The following is a 19,534-nucleotide window of genomic DNA, read 5'->3' on the forward strand; positions in this document are numbered from 1 at the left end:
GGTGGCCTGATAAGCTTGAAAATTATTATGGGTGGCCTGATAAGCTTGCCTGATAAGCTTAAGTTATAAATTATTATGGGTGGCCTGATAAGCTCTTAAATGCGCTGCGGTTCCTACTGCGCCAGTGAAAATAGATTCAAATTGTGTGGTGAGTTTTAACCAGCTGTCATCACTAATATGTAGCCTTGTGAGTATATTGCCTGCTTTAGGATTAATAACACCACGTTTATCACTGCGTATCACTTTTCCTGTTTCATCTACTAGGGTTAAATAGTCTTTTAAACTAAAGGTAATACCCTGAGTTTTGTCTTGGTGTTCGTTACCAGTAAAAGGGTGTAATTGTTTAGGTTGTTTACCGTTAATGGCCGCTTTGATACGTAATTGAATACTGGTGAAACTTGATTGCTCGGGTGTAGACGCAATTGCAGCTCGTACAGGGTTTAAATCAACATAAGCCATACAAGATAATAAGGCGCCTTCATCAAGCAGGGCTTGAGATTTAAAACGGCCTTCCCAAAAGTGCCCTGTACATTTATCTTCTTTATTGGCTTGTCTGGCAATAGGCTCATTTAAACTACGCATAAACCAGCTGATATCAATTAATCGTTGCTTGTATATTTGGGCGGTTGCTTCAACCATCGCTAGCTGATATTTATCAAGGGATTGGTTATTCTGGTATTGCCGTGTGAGGTGAGTGCCTTTAAATAAGCGATGCCAGCGCTGTAGCACATCCATGACTGACCAATGTTTTACTTGCTCACTATCCACATGTAGCACCAAATGCAGATGATTATGCATAATAGCATGGGCACAAATATCAATAGCAAAGACTTGGGTGAGTTGAAATAGGCGTTTTTCAATCCAACTACGTCGATGTTCAAAACTGGTGCCGGTTGTTGTATCTACACCGCATAAGAAGGCTTTGCGAACGGTGCGGCTGCAAATATGGTAATACTGGGTATCGAGTAAACTAATTTGTTGTGAGCGGGGTTTAGGCATCATAGTGTCCATACTTGATTAAAGTACATAAAGTGTAGTTTATGTTGGGGAAGTTGCAAAAGTTATTATGGGTGGCCTGATAAACTGATAAAATTATGGGTGGCCTGATAAACTCCCACACCACCCTGAAATTAATTATTAAAGTTATAAATTATTATGGGTGGCCTGATAAAAATTAGCAAAAGTTATTATGGATGGCCTGATAAACTGATAAAATTATGGGTGGCCTGATAAACTCCCACACCACCCTGAAATTAATTATTAAAGTTATAAATTATTATGGGTGGCCTGATAAAAATTAGCCTGATAAAAATTAATTCCGTAATGCACGCAAAGCTTAAACATTTGATATATTGTAAAAGCTTTTGATATTTAATACGAAACAGAGTATTTTAATAAAAATTGAAAATCATGGTAGATAGAAAATATCCGTGTTTAAACACGGAATTATTCTTTCTATTAAGTTGTTAGCAATACAAGGAAAGTTTGGTGCATAAAATATTTTTGTTATTTTTATTCTTTATAGGCAATTCAGTTGCCGATAGTAATATGAGCTCTAAAATTTGTAATGCATATCAAGATGGTTCAGCTAAAGATAAGTGCTTTAAAGAATTAGAAAACTTCTCTTACCAAAAAGAAAAAAGTAAAAGTAAAAAATACACTAAAGCTGAATACATTAAGATGTTAATTACTAAGCCATATAGATATATTGGAATGCAAAATAAAAGGGCTGCTTCTATTTTTAATATTCAACCTAATCAAGCTGGAAATGTGATTTTTGATAGTGATAATTATCATATTTTACTGGAATCATCTAATGAGAATAAGATTTCATATGTGGCAGTCGATTTTAAAGAAAAATCCCCTTGCTCGAGGAGTAAACCTTTCAATACAAATATGTTGTACAGAGAACTTGATATAGACACTAAAGAAATGAATTTAATTAAAACAAGAGCACCGACGTATTATTTTTATGCGTATATAGATCCTCTAAATAAATTTAAAACAACCGCTACTTGTATTTATGACGGTGGACCTATTAGCGTATCTTTTAGTAAAAACTATCCCTGACTGGGCGTTTGTTTAACCAAATGAGTGGCGCTATTTTTCTACGAATAATTGAGTTAGCTGTTTTATTCCCGTTAACCACGCTTTTTCTGAAGTTTAGGTGAACTCAATGTGAATACCTGCCGTCACGTCAGGGAAACGTTGATCTTTTGTTATTTTGTTGTTTGTTTTTATCACTAACACGAATTAGACACTATTCAAACAGGCTTGAGCATTTGCTATGCCAAGTGGCCGTATTAAGCCAACCTACTCACTGATCTTACTAAACTCACTTAAGTGCCCTGCTATTTCCACCCCATCAATAAAAATTGATCACACTCGGTAATGAGTTAATAATCGAGTTTAGCCTCATTAATCGCCTTACCCACTTTTTATTCTTAACTTAACATTAACTTCGGTTGAATTGACTAATGTGCTGTGTTCAAATACTGACTTCTTTGCCAGTCTGTATACGCTAATGACAAAACCTTACCCTTTATTATTAACCTTATTTTTAATAACCAGTTTGATCATCTCTGGCTGTGCTAGTAAGCCAGACAAGATGATACCATCCAGCGAACTCAGCCAAACGCAAACATATGCGCAAAGAACTAAACAATTGCAACAAAAAAAACAGTGGCAGCTACGTGGAAAAATCGCATTTATACAAAAAGTAAAAGATAAAAAAGACAAACGAGAAAGTGCATCAATCGCTTGGCAAGTAGATGAAGAACAGCACAGTCAAGAGTTAAACCTTACCAGTTATTTAGGTGTTAACGTTTTTCATTTGCAATCAAAAGGCAACCAGCATTTAATTGAGGTGAATGGTGAACAATATCATGGCACAAACTTACCCTTTTTAGTATATGAACTCACAGGTTTTCCCTTACCAACCAAGGCGTTAACTTATTGGCTTAAAGGTCTTCCTTATCAGGAAAATGACCGCATTATCCTTGATGATACAACTCAGTTGCCGTCAAGCCTATTCAGTGACAGTAGTAATGGATTATGGAAAATAAACTATAGTAATTATCACGTTTTTAATGGTATAAAAATGGCGACCAAGTTTTCGATCACTAAAGGAGACTTGTTGATTAAAATTATGGTTAAGCAATGGTCATTAACTGATTTAACCACAGACTAAACGGCCATTACAGCATCAATTTAAGATTAACCTCAACGAGAAATAATGAACAAGCATCTTCATAAAACGTTTAAATTTCCTTCACCGGCAAAGCTTAATTTATTTTTGCATGTGGTTGGACAGCGAAATGATGGTTACCATGAATTAGAAACCTTATTTCAATTTATAGATTATAGCGACAGCCTCGAAATAACGGTTACCAATAACAGCAACATTGAATTAGTTAACCCTATTGATGGTGTGAAAAATGAAGATAACTTAATTTTCAAAGCCGCCAAATTGCTTCAAGAAAAATATCGTACAGATAGTCCCAATGCAGCACTACTTGGCGCAGAAATAACCATTGATAAAATTCTCCCAATGGGCGGTGGCTTAGGGGGAGGCTCATCAAATGCAGCCACAACGTTAGTGGCATTAAATGCACTCTGGGGGTTAAAATACACTAATGAACAACTTGCAGGAATTGGCCTAAGCTTAGGCGCTGATGTGCCTATCTTTATCCATGGTTTTTCTGCCTTTGCTCAAGGTGTAGGTGAGAAATTTACTGAGGTACACCCCGAAGAATGCTGGTATTTAATTACTAAACCTGAAGTGAGTATTTCTACTGCCAGTGTGTTTTCATCCCAAGATTTACCTCGAAACACAACAAAACTAGCCTGCCAAGATTTTGATAAACACTATTGCGATAAAGATTTATTTAATGACGCCTTGTATCATAATGATTGTCAAACAATGGTAATAAAACACTATGATGAGGTTGCCAAGCTACTAGCTTGGTTGGTAGAATACGCGCCGTCTAGAATGACAGGAACAGGTGCGTGCGTTTTCTCGCGTTTTTCCAGTCAACAACAAGCAAGTGAGCTACAGGCTAAACTGCCCAAAGGAATCAACTCTTTTGTAGCAAAAGCGCTGAATAAGTCACCTCTTTTGTTTGCTATAGATGCTCTGAAAAAGTAATAAGTGCAAACTAATTTGCTGAAATTAACGGTAACAACTACAGTTAATTTTAGTTCTATACGGCTCAATGTTTAAATAACTATATTAAACACAGAGTATATTTTTAATGTCAAAAGTTTCTGAGGAACTGACTGTGCCTGACATGAAGATTTTTGCGGGTAATGCCACCCCTGAACTGGCCAAGCAGATTGCAAATCGCTTATATATTACATTAGGCGATGCCAAAATTGGCAGCTTTAGTGATGGTGAAATAAGCTTTGAAATTAATGAAAACGTACGTGGTAGCGATGTTTTTATTATTCAATCAACATGCGCACCTACTAATAACAACTTAATGGAATTAATTGTGATGATCGACGCTTTTCGTCGTGCATCCGCAGGTAGAATTACTGCTGTTATTCCATATTTTGGTTATGCCCGTCAAGATCGACGTGTTCGTAGTGCTCGTGTACCCATTACAGCCAAAGTAGTCGCTGACTTTTTATCTAGTGTTGGGGTTGACCGCGTATTAACGGTTGATTTACACGCAGAACAAATTCAAGGCTTTTTCGACGTTCCTGTTGATAACGCATTTGGTACGCCAATTTTATTAGAAGATATGAAAAACCGTGAGTTAGATAACCCGGTGGTTGTTTCTCCTGATATTGGTGGTGTTGTTCGTGCGCGTGCTGTGGCAAAATTATTAGATGATGCCGATCTAGCAATTATTGATAAACGTCGACCAAAAGCAAATGTTGCCCAAGTAATGCACATTATTGGTGATGTAAAAGGTCGTGACTGTATTATTGTTGATGACATGATCGATACAGGCGGCACGCTAGCCAAAGCAGCTGAAGCATTAAAAGATCATGGTGCAAAACGTGTTATTGCTTATGCTACGCATCCGGTATTATCAGGTAATGCAGCTGAAAACTTGAAAAAATCAGTGATAGATGAAGTGGTAGTAACCGATTCGATTCCTTTATCTGCTGAAATTAAAAAGCTGAAGATGGTGCGCCAATTAACCTTGAGCGGCATGTTAAGCGAAGCAATTCGCCGAGTGTGCAATGAAGAGTCAATTTCAGCAATGTTTGATCACTAATTTTTAGCGAATAAACATCAACAATCTCATGATAAAGCAGGTATTATACGTTGATATTAAACGTTAATATCTGCTTTTTTATTCCTTGTACAAACCATAATAGAAATAATCAATAGCTTTACCTAGTCGCTAGTGTTATCATGCCGCGCCTTTTTTATCTAATGGTTATTGAAATTCAATCACCCCTTATGATTTAACAGTGCAATCCCCCTTGTTTTTGGTCGCAAAAAACAAGATTTTATTTTATTTTATTTTTTATAAGAGTATACATCATGACTGATTTATTTACTTTGGATGCTGAATTACGTACAGATTTAGGGAAAGGTGCGAGCCGCCGCCTACGTCACGCGAATAAAGTTCCAGCTATCCTTTACGGTGAAGGCCAAGAGCCTGTGTCGTTAACGTTAGAGCACAAAAATGTTTTCCGTGCACAACAAGAAGAAGCGTTTTACTCAAGTGTTTTAACCATTAATGTTGATGGTAAGCCGGTAGAATGTTTAATCAAAGACATGCAACGTCACCCGTTCAAAAACCTTGTAATGCATTTAGACTTTATGCGTGTTGATGCTAAACATGCACTACATGCTAACGTACCTGTTCATTTTATCAATGAAGAAAACGTAGTTAAGTTAGGCGCAACTATTGCTCATCACGTAACTGAAATTGCAGTAACTTGTTTACCAAAAGACTTACCTGAGTTTATCGAAGTTGATTTAGCTGATTTAGTAGTTGGCCAAACTCTGCATTTATCAGATGTTACCTTCCCTAAAGGTGTTACTTCTGACGAATTAGCTAAAGGAGAAGCTCATGACCAAGCTGTTGTTAGCGCAAATGCTCCTAAAGGCAGCAGCGACGAAGACGATAGCGAAGATGCTACTGAAGAAGCAGCAGCAGAATAATTAATTAGTTTCATTTATGATTAAGCTAATTGCGGGGCTAGGTAATCCTGGCCCCGAATATACAAAAACCCGTCACAATGCAGGTGTTTGGTTTGTAGAAGAACTAGCACAGCGCAATAACATCACCCTCCGCCCTGAAAAAAAATATTCTGGCCTATATGGCAAAGGACTTATTGGTGGCGAACTTGTTCACTTACTCATTCCAACCACGTTTATGAATAGAAGCGGTCAAGCCGTTGCGTCGTTAGCGAATTTTTTTCGCATACCTGTTGAGAATATGCTAATCGCTCACGATGAATTAGACATGCCTCCGGGCAGTGTTAAAATTAAGCAAGGTGGTGGTCACGGTGGACACAATGGTTTAAAAGATATTATTGCTCGCATGGCAAACAATAAAGAGTTTTATCGTTTGCGCATTGGTATTGGCCACCCTGGTCACAGAGATAGAGTAACTGGCCATGTGTTAGGCAAAGCGCCAAGCAGCGAACAACACCTAATTGAAAATGCTATAGATGAAGCAGCACGATGCTTTGACATTTGGCAAAACGATGGGCTGGTAAAAGCTCAACAACGCTTGCATGCCTTTAAAGGTTAATTAGCAAGCTTATGTGCGGCCACTTATGAGTGTCGCAACAATCAAATTTCACACCAAACATACAGGTAATTATTATGGGATTTAAATGTGGCATCGTTGGTTTACCCAACGTTGGAAAATCGACTCTATTTAATGCACTAACTAAAGCAGGTATTGAAGCTGCTAACTTCCCTTTTTGCACTATTGAGCCCAATACTGGTGTAGTACCTGTGCCTGATCCTCGTCTTGATCAGCTTAGTGCCATTGTTAAACCTGAACGTGTATTAGCAACTACTATGGAATTTGTTGATATTGCAGGTTTAGTTGCAGGGGCATCTAAAGGTGAAGGACTAGGCAATAAATTCCTTGCTAATATCCGTGAAACTGACGCCATTGGCCATGTAGTACGTTGTTTTGATAATGACAACATTATTCACGTTGCTAACAAAATTGACCCTGCAGAAGATATTGATGTGATCAATACCGAATTAGCGCTAGCTGATATGGATACTGCGGAGCGTGCAATACAACGACAAGCAAAACGTGCCAAAGGCGGCGATAAAGACGCAAAATTCGAATTACCTGTTTTAGAAAAAATATTGAAGCATGTGGAAGAAGGCAATATGGTTCGCTCTTTAGTATTAACTAAAGAAGAAAAAGCAGCGGTTGCTTACTTAAACTTTTTAACCATTAAACCCATTATGTATATTGCCAATGTTAATGATGATGGCTTTGAAAACAACCCCTATTTAGATGTAGTTCAGGAAATTGCCGATAAAGAAGGCGCGGTTGTAGTAACCGTTTGTGCTGAAATAGAGGGTGAGTTATCTGAAATGGATGACGAAGACCGAGTTGAGTTTATGGAAGAGATGGGGCTGGAAGAGCCCGGTTTAAATCGTGTGATTAATTCAGGTTATGGGTTATTACATTTACAAACTTATTTTACTGCCGGCGTTAAAGAAGTACGTGCTTGGACAGTAAAACAAAACGCTACCGCCCCACAAGCAGCTGGAGTCATTCATACAGATTTTGAAAAAGGCTTTATCCGTGCTGAGGTTATCTCTTTTGAACACTTTATTGAATTTAATGGTGAATCTGGAGCTAAAGACGCCGGAAAATGGCGCTTAGAAGGCAAAGACTACCGAGTTAAAGATGGTGATGTAGTACATTTCCGCTTTAATGTTTAAAAGATAGCTTAGATTCAACTGAATTTTTGCAAAATTAGACTACTCTTTATTAATAAAATATTTTTTAAGGTTTATCTATGAAAAACACCCTGTTGATTGCTAGCATACTAGCAACTACCCTGATTATTGCCCCTTCAGTTCAAGCTGATAACTTATCATTGCGTATTTGTGAGTATGTTCAGGCAAATGACAAAAATCGTCTTAGAGCATTTTTAAAACAAAACAAGTTAAAAATTCGTAATGTTTATGATGGGCTTGCATGTAACAAAGACAATTTATTAATTTTTGCGGCAAAAGCAAATTCTCTAGAAGTAGGTGAGTTTATTATCAGTAAACTTCCCGCCAAAAAAGTGAAAGTGGAGATAGACAATCTTGCCAAGCATTCTTTGCATTTGTCAGAGAAAGCAAAAGCAAGATAATATATCTTCAAATCTATCACAACTCAAACGCATACTTGTAGCTTTCAAATATACCTCAGTATGCGTTTTTTTGTGTAGATTACGGGCAATTTGCACATGCAATAGCCAAACAGACAAAAAGTCGTGGTTTTTGAAAAAAAACGGTTGACGTAAGCCAACCAGATTTGCATAATACGCGCCACTTGCTACAGAGCAGGTTGGTAAAGGCTACATAGCTCAGTTGGTTAGAGCACATCACTCATAATGATGGGGTCCCAGGTTCGAGTCCCGGTGTAGCCACCATTTACCATACCTATCTAAACAAGTAGAAATATCGCGGGAGTGGCGGAATTGGTAGACGCGCTGGATTTAGGTTCCAGTATCTTTGATGTGAGAGTTCAAGTCTCTCCTCCCGTACCATTTCGATGCAACATAAGTTGTAGAAGTAAAAAGTAAGTACATTGCAGGGATATAGCCAAGCGGTAAGGCAGCGGGTTTTGATCCCGTCATTCAGAGGTTCAAATCCTCTTATCCCTGCCACTTTTTATTAAAACTATATATCTTTAACTAGATAGTGTTTTTATAAAATTGTATGTAATGTAACTTATACCCTAGTAGGGATATAGCCAAGCGGTAAGGCAGCGGGTTTTGATCCCGTCATTCAGAGGTTCAAATCCTCTTATCCCTGCCATCTTTTTGAGATGGAAACAAAACAACGTTTCAAAACGGTTTTGCTCCACAGTGATGTCAGAGATTTAACCTCTCGTATCCTGTAAATATCTTTATAAGAAAATCAAAATGCGGAAGTGGTGGAATTGGTAGACACGCTGGATTTAGGTTCCAGTGCCTCGCGGCGTGAGAGTTCAAGTCTCTCCTTCCGTACCATTTTGATAAACTCGATACTCTCTATTCACGAAATACCTCTAATACACTTACCATAACCTTTTCACGTGGTGGAATTGCTAGACACGCTACTTATGTTGAAAAACTAGGTTCCAGTGCCTCGCGGCGTGAGAGTTCAAGTCTCTCCTTCCGTACCATTTTGATAATCTTTATAATCTCTGTACTCTCTATTCTCCAAACACAAAGCCACCCTACCATATGCAACATAACCTTTTCACGTGGTGGAATTGCTAAACACGCTGATTATGTTGAAAAAAGTAGGCTCCAGTGCCTCGCGGCGTGAGAGTTCAAGTCTCTCCTTGTGTACCATTTTGATAAACTCGATACTCTCTATTCACGAAATACCTCTAATACACTTACCATAACCTTTTCACGTGGTGGAATTGCTAGACACGCTGCTTATGTTGAAAAAAGTAGGCTCTAGTGACTCTCGGCGTGAGAGTTCTTGTTAACTATCACCCGTTATTGTTAATTCTTTGATTTACGAGTGTACCTTTATCTGAACACTTACCACTGTATAACTCACTTAAAACTATACCACCTCGACTAGTTTGCATAAAAGTGAGGTGCTAAAGTGCTCGCATAATTAATACCAAATAGACAACTAAAACCATTTGGTAAAACAATCTTTAATGAATAAAAATGAGGAAGTACAAATATGGCTTTTTTTGATTTGGCTGATTTTGATGATCATGAACAAGTTGTTTTTTGCAGCGATGAAGCATCAGGTCTTAAAGCGATCATTGCAATTCATAACACTAAGCTTGGCCCTGCAATTGGTGGTTGTAGGATGTGGGATTATGCTAATGACGAAGAAGCATTAGTTGATGTATTGCGATTATCAAAAGGCATGACTTACAAAAATGCTATGGCTGGATTAACTATGGGAGGTGGTAAATCAGTGATTATCGGTGATGCAAAATCAATTAAAACTGAAGCACTATTTACCGCTTTTGGCGAAGCACTGAATCGATTAAACGGGCGTTATTTAAGTGCTGAAGACGTCAATATCACAACTGATGATATCGCTATTGCAAACAAAGTTACACCGTTTGTAACAGGTACAGAAGGTAAAAGTGGTAACCCTGGTCCATTCACCGCCTTAGGGACGTTTTTGGGTATTAAAGCTAGCGTAAAGCATAAGCTTAACCGTGATGACTTAACTGGTCTTAAAGTGGCTGTTCAGGGCTTAGGAAGTGTCGGATATGGCTTATGTGAACATTTACACAAGGCGGGTGCAATACTGTTTGTGACCGACATCAACCAAGCCTCCCTTGATAAAGCCGCAACAGAGCTAAATGCTACTGTGGTTGGGTTAGATGAGATTTATGATCAAGATGTTGATGTTTATGCGCCTTGTGCGCTGGGTGCAAGCATCAATGACGATACTATTAGTCGTTTGAAAGCTAAAATAGTGGCCGGTTGTGCCAATAACCAGTTAGCAGAAAAACGCCATGATCAAGCCTTAGTCGATCAAGGTATTTTGTACGCACCAGATTATGTGATAAATGCAGGAGGTATCATCAATGTCTCTTTTGAAGATGATTACTGTGTTGAAAAATCAACAAAAAAAGTAGAAGAGATCTATAACACCCTACTAGATGTGTTTACCAAAGCTGATGCATTGAATAAACCAACAGGTATTATCGCTGATGAAATGGCGCGTGAAATCATTAAAAATGGTGGGAAATAATTATTATAGGTAGTGTTGATTTCAAGCTTGGTGCTTGATTAGAATATAAATTGATAAAAGGCTAGCATCAGTCGCTAGCCTTCAATATTTAAGCAGTGTATTACTGCTTATCCCATAATTGTTCTTGTTCATACATTTGGTATAAACCTTCCGCCCTACCTATCAAGAATTGCGCAAATTCTTGCTGAGTTTTATCTTCAGATTTCAATAAATTTTCAGCTTGCAATTGCCATTTAAAAGAAAAGTGGCGTACCGCTTCGCGGGCACTTGGCGCTACTTCAACGAGGTTATGATCACTAGGTACATCACCACAAACAACCCAAACATAGCTGCCATCAAGTACCTTTAACTTCCATACGGCCATCAAAGGCACTAAATAGCGACTTTCTTCAACAACGACACTTTCAGTAACTAACCCCTTACTAGCAAGGTATTTTGTTGCTACTTGATATTGTTCTCTAACCCATTGCTGCTGCTGTTCAGCTGTCATTTCTTGTGGTGCTGTCATAGTATTCTCACTAGTCTCGTTACTGCTGTTCATAGTTAAACTTAATCAATTAGCTGATATTGTGAACGTAAAATTTCAATAATTTCAGCTTTAGGATTCTCGCTCAATACAATTTTTTCACCGGTAATTTTTTCTGCAATATCTGTATATGTTTTAGAGACATCCATCAATACCGATAAAGGTAACTCATTGTCGCGTGCTAATGCTTCACGCTCTGCCATTCTATCTTTATTCAATAAAATATCGGCATCAGTAAAATGATTAAGCAATAATTGCCTAAAACCTTCTTTCGAGTTTTCTACCACTTTGCCGGCACGGTATTGCTCACCATCCCAAATACGTGATGAATCAGGCGTTCCTACTTCATCCATATATATTAACTTATCGTTTCCTGCTTGATCTTTGACATAACCAAACTCAAACTTAGTATCAACAAAAATCTGATCTAGCTGAGTTAATGCATTAGAAATCACATCAAAACCTTGGGTTAGTAATTTCTCATATAAGGCAATGTCATCTAACGAGGCAAAGTTAAACGCTTCAAAATTATCTTCAATATTTTTTCGGGTAATATTGACGTCATCTACTGCCGGAACGCCAGGAATGCCTTCTAAAATACCTTTAGTCGAAGGCGTTTGAAGTAGCTCAGGTAATTTAGAATCTTTAGTTAAGCCTTCGCTGAGTTCAATACCGCAAAACTCACGTTCGCCTTTAGCGTAGCTGCGCCACATAGAGCCGGTAATATATTGACGACAAATAGCTTCAATCATCACTGGCTTAGCTTTTTGTACTATCCACACAAATGGATGAGGAATATCAAGAATGTGGCTGTCTGCTAGTCCTTGCTCTTTAAATAACTTAAACCAGTGGTTTGAGATAGCATTTAATGCTGCTCCTTTACCGGGCACCCCTTTCATGCCGCCCTCACCTTGCCAAATACAATCAAAAGCAGAAATGCGATCGCTAATCACCATAATGGCTAATGGCGTATCACTAGGGACATCATAGCCTTTTTCTGCAATTAAACGCTTACTATCAGCGGCTGTTAACCAATAAACAGAGCGTACTTTACCGCTATGAACTGGTGCATCAGTGCGAATTGGCAAATCATTATTTACCGCTAAAACTTTATCAGCTAGATTCATGGTATTAGACCTTAATTATCAATAGTTAAATTAATTATATTAAGTATTATTTTTACACTAATAAAATAATAGTTAATATAATAATAAAACAATTTTAATATATTATTACGACGGATTTTAGTTCAATTTCAAGGTTAAAGCACGGAGCTAATGACTATTAGTGAGTACTTTAAAACGTAGAAATTGGGCTAAAAGACAAGTAATAATAATTAAAAAAAGAAAAGGACGCCTAGTGGCGTCCTTTTCATAAAGCTTTTGGTAAAGCTTACATCCGTTCTTATGCTGCTAAAGAAGCTTGCGCTTTTTCAACTAAGAAAGTGAATGCGGCTTTATCGTATACTGCGATGTCAGCTAGGATCTTACGATCGATTTCAATAGAAGCCTTTTTAAGACCATTAATGAAACGGCTGTAAGATAAACCATTTTGACGAGCTGCTGCATTTATACGAGCAATCCAAAGTTGACGGAATTGACGTTTACGTTGACGACGGTCACGGTAAGCGTATTGGCCAGCTTTAGTTACAGCTTGGAAAGCAACGCGATAAACGCGACTACGGGCACCGTAGTAACCTTTAGCTTGCTTTAGAACCTTTTTATGACGTGCACGAGCTTGTACACCACGTTTTACTCTTGCCATTTTCTATCTCTCCTATTAACCGTGACGTAAAAGTTTTTTAACTGACTTAATGTCAGAAGCAGCTATCATGCATTTTGCACGCAAATGACGCTTAACTTTAGTACGACGCTTAGTCAAGATATGACGAAGGCCAGCTTGTTTGAACTTATAACCTGTAGCTGTTTTTTTAAAGCGCTTTGCAGCACCTTTATTGGTTTTCATTTTAGGCATGTTAATAACTCTCAAATTTATACCTTGCCATGTGAACATGGAGGTATATGCCAAATATTAAGTAGCGAGGGCGAAATCAATTATTCTCACAATATTGTGTTAATAATCAATTTACTTGCAAGCCTGTACTACCAGCGTAAAGATAAAATTGGTGAATAAACTTTTTGCTTATCTTAAAAAGAATTTATAAGATAATTGTCGCAATGAATTACGACCTACAATAAGTTAATTACTTGTCAAACCAAAGATTATCTATTTTTAGGGGCTAGAACCATCACCATTTGACGTCCTTCTGCTCTACGCGGAAAGAATTCAACTACGGTAAGCTCTTCTAAATCGTTTTTAACACGAGTTAGCAGGGCTAAACCAAGCTCTTGGTGGGCCATCTCACGGCCACGGAAACGTAATGTTACCTTGACCTTGTCGCCGCCTTCTAAAAAGCGTCTCAGGTTACGTAATTTAACCTGATAATCGCCTTCATCTGTACCAGGACGGAATTTAATTTCCTTAACCTGTATTTGTTTCTGATTTTTACGTTGTTCTTTTTGTTCTTTAGCTTTTTCATAGATAAACTTACCGTAATCCATGACACGACAAACGGGTGGTTTGGCCGTTGGGCTTATTTCAACAAGATCGACACCCGCTTCATCAGCTTGGTCCATAGCTTCATCTAATGTCACTATGCCACCGGGTTCACCGTCAAATTTAATTAAACGAACTTCGTTATTTTCAATACCCGTGATTAATTCATTTAAACGATGTGCTGGCTCTTTCTGCCCGCCTCGTTGTCCACCTTTAATAGCCATGTTCCTCCAAAGAACTTTTTTACTAAACATTACGTTTATTTAGAATGTTTAGATTATAATAAATTTTGTTGGGTAATTTAACTACTTTTACTAATTAAAAGCCATTAAATTACTTTTTAAGACCGTGTGCTTACTTCTTCACTTAATTTAACGATAAAGTCATCTACAGTCATTTTTCCTAAATCTTCACCACTTCGAGTTCGTATCGCAATTTCACCTGCTTCCATTTCTTTGTCACCGACAACTAAAAGGTATGGAACTCTCTTTAAAGTGTGCTCGCGGATTTTAAAGCCTATTTTCTCATTTCTCAAGTCTAGTTTTGCTCTAAAGCCACTTTCTTTGAGTTTTTTTACAACTTTTTCACAATATTCACCTTGTTTATCGGTAATATTCATAATTGTTGCTTGAATTGGCGATAACCACGTAGGGAATTTACCTGTGTATTCTTCTATTAAAATACCAATAAATCGCTCTAATGAACCTAAAATTGCGCGATGGATCATTACCGGTGTGTATCGCTCATTATCTTCACCGACATATGTTGCCCCTAAACGCTCTGGTAAGGCAAAGTCTAATTGCACCGTGCCACATTGCCAATTACGGCCTAAACAGTCTTGTAGGGTAAATTCAATTTTCGGACCGTAGAAAGCCCCTTCACCAGGTAAGTATTCAAATTCGATACCTAACTCTTTCATGGCTTGGGCTAAACCTTCTTCAGCTTTATCCCACATTTCATCGTTACCAATGCGTTTTTCTGGACGAGTTGAAAGTTTAACGATGATATCTTCAAAGCCAAATGTACGATAAACATCATATACCATCTTGATACACTTGCTTACTTCACTTTGTACTTGCTCTTCGGTACAGAAAATATGGGCGTCATCTTGAGTAAAACCACGCACACGCATCAGCCCATGTAATGCGCCTGAAGGTTCATTACGATGACAACAACCAAATTCCGCCATACGTAAAGGTAAGTCACGGTAAGATTTTAAACCTTGATTAAAAATTTGCACATGACCTGGGCAGTTCATCGGTTTAATCGCATACTCTCGCTTTTCAGACTCAGTGGTAAACATAGCATCGCCATATTTATCCCAATGTCCTGATTTTTCCCAAAGCACGCGATCCATCATTAATGGACCTTTTACTTCATCGTAATCATATTCATGTAATTTTTCACGAACAAACTTTTCTAACTCAGTATAAATAGTCCAACCGTCATTGTGCCAAAACACCATGCCCGGCGCTTCTTCTTGCCAATGAAATAAATCTAACGTTTTACCTATTTTACGATGGTCACGTTTTTCAGCTTCTGCCAAACGTTGTATATAAGCTTTAAGTTGCTTTTTATCTGCCCATGCCGTGCCATAAACACGTTGTAGCATTTTATTATCGCTATCACCACGCCAATATGCACCGGCAAGTTTCATTAATTTAAAGTGATGACAATGACGCATGCTTGGCACATGAGGGCCACGACACATATCAATATATTCTTGATGGTGATAAAGCGCTGGCGTATCATCTTGACTGATATTTTCATCTAAAATTTCAATTTTATAGCTTTCGCCACGTTCAGCAAACGTATCGCGAGCTGTCTGCCACGAGCCTACTTTTTTAACAACTTCATAGCCGGTACGTGCTAATTCTGTCATACGCTTTTCAAGCTTTGCCAAATCATCTTCAGTAATTGTATGTTCTAAATCAACATCATAGTAAAAACCATTGTCGATTGTTGGGCCGATAGCCATTTTAGTGTCAGGCCATAATTGCTTAATTGCATGTCCTAATAAATGCGCACATGAGTGACGAATAATTTCTAAGCCTTCGTCATCTTTACTGGTAATTAGCTGCAAGGCCGCATCAGTGTCTATTAATTCACAAGCATCAACTAATTTGCCATTGATACGTCCAGCAATGGTTGCTTTAGCCAGACCGGGACCAATGTCTAACGCAACATCCATTACGGATACCGCAGCATCGAAAGAGCGGGTTGAACCATCAGGGAGAGTTATTACGGGCATTTATTAAAACCTTTATATTTCAATTGTTTATACAAAAAATTAGTGAGAGATTGTGACATGCAAAACTAGATAGGCTAAAAGACTACCCTTATAATCAGAGCACTGTAAAAAATCAAGTACCGGATTATAGCAAATGAATCAAGCATATGCATGCACAATTGACGCTTTAAAAATTGCTGCATAAAATACACTAATCTGGCTTATAATTAAAAGAAAAATATCCTTATCCTCCGGTCTAAACTAGCTTTAAGCTTAAAAATCACAAAGTCAGCCTAAAAAACAAAATCTTGAAATACATTAAAAATATTGGCATATTACCCATGTCATGACACACGGAATTGAGTCTATAAATGGTAAAAAGAACAACCCCTGAAAAAGTTTTATTATCACTTAGCTTTCTAGCTACAGTTACCATCGCCCCTTTTATGCTGCTCAGGTGGTTTAACGGTGATATTACCTTAGCTGTAGTCAATGGGATAATTTCACTTACTGCAATTTCATTTTTTTTATTTATCTACAACACACGAAAAGTCGATGTAGCCCAAAAATTATTTGCCTTATTTTTAGCTTTTGGAGTGATGGTTTCCACCTATCTTAGAGGCGAATCCCAAATTTTATGGGCTTTCCCAGCGATTATCGCCAGCTACTATTTAATGCCCCTCAAGTTAGCACGTAATACTAGTGCTATATTGGTGTGTGCTTTATCTGTTATTATTTATTCTCAAGTAGACTTTGTTACCTTTTTCAGTATTTCTGCAACAACAGCACTTACTGCCGCCTTATCGTTTGTGATTTTTCGCTCGTATCATGAAAAGCAACATGAATTGTCACTATTGGCATCAATTGACGCATTAACCTCTTCGGGTAATCGTCGAGCACTAGATCATAAACTCTGTGAAGTAATAGCAAGCCAGCAAAGAGAGTCTGCAACCCTTTGTTTAATTCTATTAGACCTAGATGAGTTTAAAGAAATCAATGATAATCATGGCCATGCTGTTGGCGATCAGGTACTTATAACAGTCTGCGAATTAATCACTGAGCATACGCGGGTACTCGATACTCTATACCGGTTTGGTGGCGATGAGTTTATTATCATGCCATTAAAAATGAGCCTAGATACCGCCAAAGCCCTCGCTGAAAAAATACGTACTATTATTGAACAACACATCTTTGTTAATGGTATTAAGCTCACCCTTTCTATTGGTGTGGCTGAATATAAAGAAAACGATAGCCTTGATTCTTGGATTGCACGCGCCGATGAAGCCTTATACAAAGCCAAAGAAAACGGTAAAAATAGCGTTTTTTAACTTTTATAGCCACTCATTCGGTGCTTAGCCAAGTATGCAGGTGTTCTGGCTTTAGCTAGTTTGTAGACATAGTGAGGTATTAACTACAATACCTATTACAACGCAAAGCAAGAACTAAAAAGTTATTGTAATTTATCAGCTGTATCTTGTCATAAAGAAACATATACCAAAAGGACAGAAACCTACGTTCATCAATCAGTTTAACAATAAAATCAGAGTCAGTGGTTCTGTATAGTATGTGGTTCAGGATGTAACTTACTTGCGATAGTGGCTTTATCAAAACTGCGTACTTTTGTCGAAATTATTATGCTTGCTTTACTAAAGATAATGCCATGGCTTCAGCAATTTTAATTCCGTCGATGCCAGCTGATAATATACCGCCAGCATAACCAGCGCCCTCTCCAGCTGGGTATAACCCTTTAGCATTTAAGCTTTGTAGGGTTAATTTATCCCGAGTAATTTGAATAGGAGAAGAGGTACGCGTTTCAACTGCGGTTAAGGTTGCCTCATTCATTGAGAAACCTTTTATTTTTTTCTCAAAGGCCGGTAAAGCTTCACGAATGGCAGTTACCGCATAATCAGGCAAAGCTTCACTTAAATCACAATAGGTTACACCGGGTTTATAAGATGGAATAACAGTGCCATGTTCGCCACTTTTCCTACCAGCGAGAAAATCACCCACCAGTTGTACCGGAGCATCATAACTTTCCCCACCCATTTGAAAGGCTTTTTCTTCTAATTTACGCTGAAAATCAATACCTGCAAGTACCGAATCATGCGCTGAGGCAAATTGGCTTTCGGTATAATCTTTAGGTTCAATGCCTACAACAATAGCACTATTAGCATTGCGCTCATGACGAGAATACTGACTCATACCATTGGTCACCAAACGTCCCTCTTCTGACGCAGCAGCAACAACAGTTCCGCCCGGACACATACAAAAACTGTAAACACTGCGACCATTACTCGCGTGATGCACCAGTTTGTAATCAGCAGCACCTAGAATTTCATTGCCCGCATTTTGACCAAAACGTGCCTCGTCAATTACAGATTGCTCATGTTCAATACGAAAACCCACTGAAAAAGGTTTTGCTTTAATATACACACCTTGCTCATAAAGCATTTTAAAGGTGTCACGCGCACTGTGCCCAATAGCCAATGCAATATGCTTAGTTGCTATGTGTTCGCCACTAGCTAGTGTTAAGCCTGTTACTTGCTTAGCAGTATAATCAGCAAGCGCATGTTCACTAAACTGTATTGTGTCATCATTTTCAAAATGTATTTGGTCAACGCGTTGTTCAAAACGTACCTCACCGCCAAGTTCAAAAATCTTTGCGCGCATTTTTTCAACCATGGTCACTAATTTAAAAGTGCCGATATGTGGCTTGCTAACATACAAGATTTCCTCAGGTGCGCCCGCGTCAACAAATTCATGTAATACTTTGCGGCTGTAATGTTTGGGATCTTTCACTTGGCTATAGAGTTTACCATCAGAAAATGTGCCTGCTCCCCCTTCGCCAAATTGAACATTTGATTCGGTGTTTAATATTTTTTTCCGCCAAAAACCAAAAGTGTCTTTGGTACGTTCTCGCACTTCTTTGCCTCGTTCTAAAATAAGCGGTTTAAAACCCATTTGTGCTAACACTAAACCAACAAACAACCCACAAGGGCCCATGCCAATAACTACCGGTCGTTGGTGTATATTTTCAGGGGCTTGAGCAACAAATTTATATGCCATGTCTGGTGTTGGTTTTACATGAGGATCTTTGTTAAAACGCGCTAATAACTCATCGTCATTATGCGTGGTAACATCAAGCGTATAAATCAGTAAGATTTTATTTTTTTTGCGCGCATCATAACCGCGTTTAAACAGGGTAAAATCGACTAATTGATCCTTAGTTATCGCCAACTTTGTTAATATTGCTTGTTCAATAGCTTCAGTTGGGTGATCTAAAGGTAATTTAATATCGGTTAAACGCAGCATGCTTTGAATTTCCAAAATAGGGAGTACG

18 protein-coding genes and 5 tRNA genes are annotated in these 19,534 nt (G+C 38.2%); 15 read left to right on the plus strand and 8 right to left on the minus strand.

Annotated features, from left to right (window positions below):
- Positions 1 to 63: 63 nt before the first annotated feature.
- A complete protein-coding gene (locus ABXG98_RS14575; protein ID WP_353539430.1) occupies positions 64 to 1,002 on the minus strand; it encodes a transposase in 939 nt (312 codons plus the stop codon).
- A gap of 486 nt (positions 1,003 to 1,488) precedes the next feature.
- Here ABXG98_RS14575 and ABXG98_RS14580 point away from each other — a divergent pair, with 486 nt between their 5' ends.
- The 14 genes from ABXG98_RS14580 to ABXG98_RS14645 all read left to right on the plus strand — a co-directional run bounded on the left by ABXG98_RS14580 (position 1,489) and on the right by ABXG98_RS14645 (position 10,882).
- A complete protein-coding gene (locus ABXG98_RS14580; protein WP_353539431.1) occupies positions 1,489 to 2,070 on the plus strand; it encodes a hypothetical protein in 582 nt (193 codons plus the stop codon).
- Positions 2,071 to 2,524: 454 nt separating this feature from the next.
- A complete protein-coding gene (lolB, locus tag ABXG98_RS14585) occupies positions 2,525 to 3,190 on the plus strand; it encodes a lipoprotein insertase outer membrane protein LolB (RefSeq protein ID WP_353539432.1) in 666 nt (221 codons plus the stop codon).
- 45 nt (positions 3,191 to 3,235) lie between these two features.
- Positions 3,236 to 4,147: a 4-(cytidine 5'-diphospho)-2-C-methyl-D-erythritol kinase gene (gene ispE / locus ABXG98_RS14590; RefSeq protein WP_353539433.1), complete on the plus strand. Its 912-nt coding sequence runs from the start codon at positions 3,236 to 3,238 to the stop codon at positions 4,145 to 4,147.
- A gap of 133 nt (positions 4,148 to 4,280) precedes the next feature.
- Positions 4,281 to 5,228 carry a ribose-phosphate pyrophosphokinase gene (locus ABXG98_RS14595; protein WP_353539559.1) on the plus strand — a complete coding sequence of 316 codons (948 nt, stop codon included), beginning with the start codon at positions 4,281 to 4,283 and terminating at the stop codon, positions 5,226 to 5,228.
- Positions 5,229 to 5,500: 272 nt separating this feature from the next.
- Entirely contained in the window at positions 5,501 to 6,127 is a 627-nt protein-coding gene (locus ABXG98_RS14600) for a 50S ribosomal protein L25/general stress protein Ctc (protein WP_353539434.1), read from the plus strand.
- A gap of 16 nt (positions 6,128 to 6,143) precedes the next feature.
- Entirely contained in the window at positions 6,144 to 6,722 is a 579-nt protein-coding gene (gene pth / locus ABXG98_RS14605; protein WP_353539435.1) for an aminoacyl-tRNA hydrolase, read from the plus strand.
- A gap of 74 nt (positions 6,723 to 6,796) precedes the next feature.
- Positions 6,797 to 7,888 (plus strand): redox-regulated ATPase YchF, encoded by a 1,092-nt coding sequence (gene ychF, locus ABXG98_RS14610; protein WP_353539436.1) that lies wholly within the window; start codon positions 6,797 to 6,799, stop codon positions 7,886 to 7,888.
- 77 nt (positions 7,889 to 7,965) lie between these two features.
- Positions 7,966 to 8,307 carry a DUF3718 domain-containing protein gene (locus ABXG98_RS14615; RefSeq protein ID WP_353539437.1) on the plus strand — a complete coding sequence of 114 codons (342 nt, stop codon included), beginning with the start codon at positions 7,966 to 7,968 and terminating at the stop codon, positions 8,305 to 8,307.
- 205 nt (positions 8,308 to 8,512) lie between these two features.
- Positions 8,513 to 8,589, plus strand: a tRNA-Met gene (locus tag ABXG98_RS14620).
- A 33-nt stretch (positions 8,590 to 8,622) separates the two neighbouring features.
- A tRNA-Leu gene (locus ABXG98_RS14625) sits at positions 8,623 to 8,706 on the plus strand.
- Positions 8,707 to 8,751: 45 nt separating this feature from the next.
- Positions 8,752 to 8,826, plus strand: a tRNA-Gln gene (locus ABXG98_RS14630).
- A gap of 76 nt (positions 8,827 to 8,902) precedes the next feature.
- Positions 8,903 to 8,977: transfer RNA gene (locus tag ABXG98_RS14635), tRNA-Gln, on the plus strand.
- Positions 8,978 to 9,086: 109 nt separating this feature from the next.
- A tRNA-Leu gene (locus tag ABXG98_RS14640) sits at positions 9,087 to 9,171 on the plus strand.
- A 676-nt stretch (positions 9,172 to 9,847) separates the two neighbouring features.
- Positions 9,848 to 10,882, plus strand: a complete 1,035-nt coding sequence (locus ABXG98_RS14645) for a Leu/Phe/Val dehydrogenase (protein ID WP_353539438.1) — start codon at positions 9,848 to 9,850, stop codon at positions 10,880 to 10,882.
- Between the two features lie 100 nt (positions 10,883 to 10,982).
- Here ABXG98_RS14645 and ABXG98_RS14650 read toward each other — a convergent pair whose 3' ends face one another.
- The 6 genes from ABXG98_RS14650 to thrS all read right to left on the minus strand — a co-directional run bounded on the left by ABXG98_RS14650 (position 10,983) and on the right by thrS (position 16,215).
- Positions 10,983 to 11,423, minus strand: coding sequence for a DUF4826 family protein (locus ABXG98_RS14650; RefSeq protein WP_353539439.1), 441 nt, complete (start codon positions 11,421 to 11,423; stop codon positions 10,983 to 10,985).
- A gap of 8 nt (positions 11,424 to 11,431) precedes the next feature.
- Positions 11,432 to 12,535, minus strand: coding sequence for a phosphoribosylaminoimidazolesuccinocarboxamide synthase (locus ABXG98_RS14655; protein WP_353539440.1), 1,104 nt, complete (start codon positions 12,533 to 12,535; stop codon positions 11,432 to 11,434).
- 277 nt (positions 12,536 to 12,812) lie between these two features.
- On the minus strand, positions 12,813 to 13,172 hold the full coding sequence (gene rplT / locus ABXG98_RS14660) for a 50S ribosomal protein L20 (protein ID WP_118959002.1): 360 nt from the start codon (positions 13,170 to 13,172) through the stop codon (positions 12,813 to 12,815).
- Positions 13,173 to 13,187: 15 nt separating this feature from the next.
- Positions 13,188 to 13,382, minus strand: a complete 195-nt coding sequence (gene rpmI, locus ABXG98_RS14665; protein WP_304369418.1) for a 50S ribosomal protein L35 — start codon at positions 13,380 to 13,382, stop codon at positions 13,188 to 13,190.
- Between the two features lie 248 nt (positions 13,383 to 13,630).
- Complete coding sequence (infC, locus tag ABXG98_RS14670) at positions 13,631 to 14,188, minus strand: translation initiation factor IF-3 (RefSeq protein ID WP_353539441.1); 558 nt, start codon at positions 14,186 to 14,188, stop codon at positions 13,631 to 13,633.
- Positions 14,189 to 14,304: 116 nt separating this feature from the next.
- The gene (thrS, locus tag ABXG98_RS14675) at positions 14,305 to 16,215 is read right to left on the minus strand and encodes a threonine--tRNA ligase (RefSeq protein ID WP_353539442.1); all 1,911 of its coding nucleotides are present in this window, start codon (positions 16,213 to 16,215) and stop codon (positions 14,305 to 14,307) included.
- Positions 16,216 to 16,565: 350 nt separating this feature from the next.
- Here thrS and ABXG98_RS14680 point away from each other — a divergent pair, with 350 nt between their 5' ends.
- Positions 16,566 to 17,522, plus strand: coding sequence for a GGDEF domain-containing protein (locus tag ABXG98_RS14680; RefSeq protein ID WP_353539443.1), 957 nt, complete (start codon positions 16,566 to 16,568; stop codon positions 17,520 to 17,522).
- A 304-nt stretch (positions 17,523 to 17,826) separates the two neighbouring features.
- Here the strand turns inward: ABXG98_RS14680 and ABXG98_RS14685 are convergent, their stop codons facing one another.
- Entirely contained in the window at positions 17,827 to 19,506 is a 1,680-nt protein-coding gene (locus ABXG98_RS14685; protein WP_353539444.1) for an NAD(P)/FAD-dependent oxidoreductase, read from the minus strand.
- Positions 19,507 to 19,534: the final 28 nt, after the last annotated feature.

Origin of the sequence: Colwellia sp. KU-HH00111 (assembly GCF_040362745.1) — a bacterium.
Taxonomy (GTDB): Bacteria; Pseudomonadota; Gammaproteobacteria; order Enterobacterales; family Alteromonadaceae; genus Colwellia.

Excerpts from the sequence above, each read along its gene's own strand:
- ABXG98_RS14575 (WP_353539430.1), bottom strand. The coding sequence starts at position 1,002 with ATGATGCCTAAACCCCGCTCACAACAAATTAGTTTACTCGATACCCAG.
- lolB (WP_353539432.1), top strand. The coding sequence starts at position 2,525 with ATGACAAAACCTTACCCTTTATTATTAACCTTATTTTTAATAACCAGT.
- ispE (WP_353539433.1), top strand. The coding sequence starts at position 3,236 with ATGAACAAGCATCTTCATAAAACGTTTAAATTTCCTTCACCGGCAAAG.
- ABXG98_RS14600 (WP_353539434.1), top strand. The coding sequence starts at position 5,501 with ATGACTGATTTATTTACTTTGGATGCTGAATTACGTACAGATTTAGGG.
- pth (WP_353539435.1), top strand. The coding sequence starts at position 6,144 with ATGATTAAGCTAATTGCGGGGCTAGGTAATCCTGGCCCCGAATATACA.
- ychF (WP_353539436.1), top strand. The coding sequence starts at position 6,797 with ATGGGATTTAAATGTGGCATCGTTGGTTTACCCAACGTTGGAAAATCG.
- ABXG98_RS14615 (WP_353539437.1), top strand. The coding sequence starts at position 7,966 with ATGAAAAACACCCTGTTGATTGCTAGCATACTAGCAACTACCCTGATT.
- ABXG98_RS14645 (WP_353539438.1), top strand. The coding sequence starts at position 9,848 with ATGGCTTTTTTTGATTTGGCTGATTTTGATGATCATGAACAAGTTGTT.
- ABXG98_RS14650 (WP_353539439.1), bottom strand. The coding sequence starts at position 11,423 with ATGAACAGCAGTAACGAGACTAGTGAGAATACTATGACAGCACCACAA.
- ABXG98_RS14655 (WP_353539440.1), bottom strand. The coding sequence starts at position 12,535 with ATGAATCTAGCTGATAAAGTTTTAGCGGTAAATAATGATTTGCCAATT.
- rplT (WP_118959002.1), bottom strand. The coding sequence starts at position 13,172 with ATGGCAAGAGTAAAACGTGGTGTACAAGCTCGTGCACGTCATAAAAAG.
- rpmI (WP_304369418.1), bottom strand. The coding sequence starts at position 13,382 with ATGCCTAAAATGAAAACCAATAAAGGTGCTGCAAAGCGCTTTAAAAAA.
- infC (WP_353539441.1), bottom strand. The coding sequence starts at position 14,188 with ATGGCTATTAAAGGTGGACAACGAGGCGGGCAGAAAGAGCCAGCACAT.
- thrS (WP_353539442.1), bottom strand. The coding sequence starts at position 16,215 with ATGCCCGTAATAACTCTCCCTGATGGTTCAACCCGCTCTTTCGATGCT.
- ABXG98_RS14680 (WP_353539443.1), top strand. The coding sequence starts at position 16,566 with ATGGTAAAAAGAACAACCCCTGAAAAAGTTTTATTATCACTTAGCTTT.
- ABXG98_RS14685 (WP_353539444.1), bottom strand. The coding sequence starts at position 19,506 with ATGCTGCGTTTAACCGATATTAAATTACCTTTAGATCACCCAACTGAA.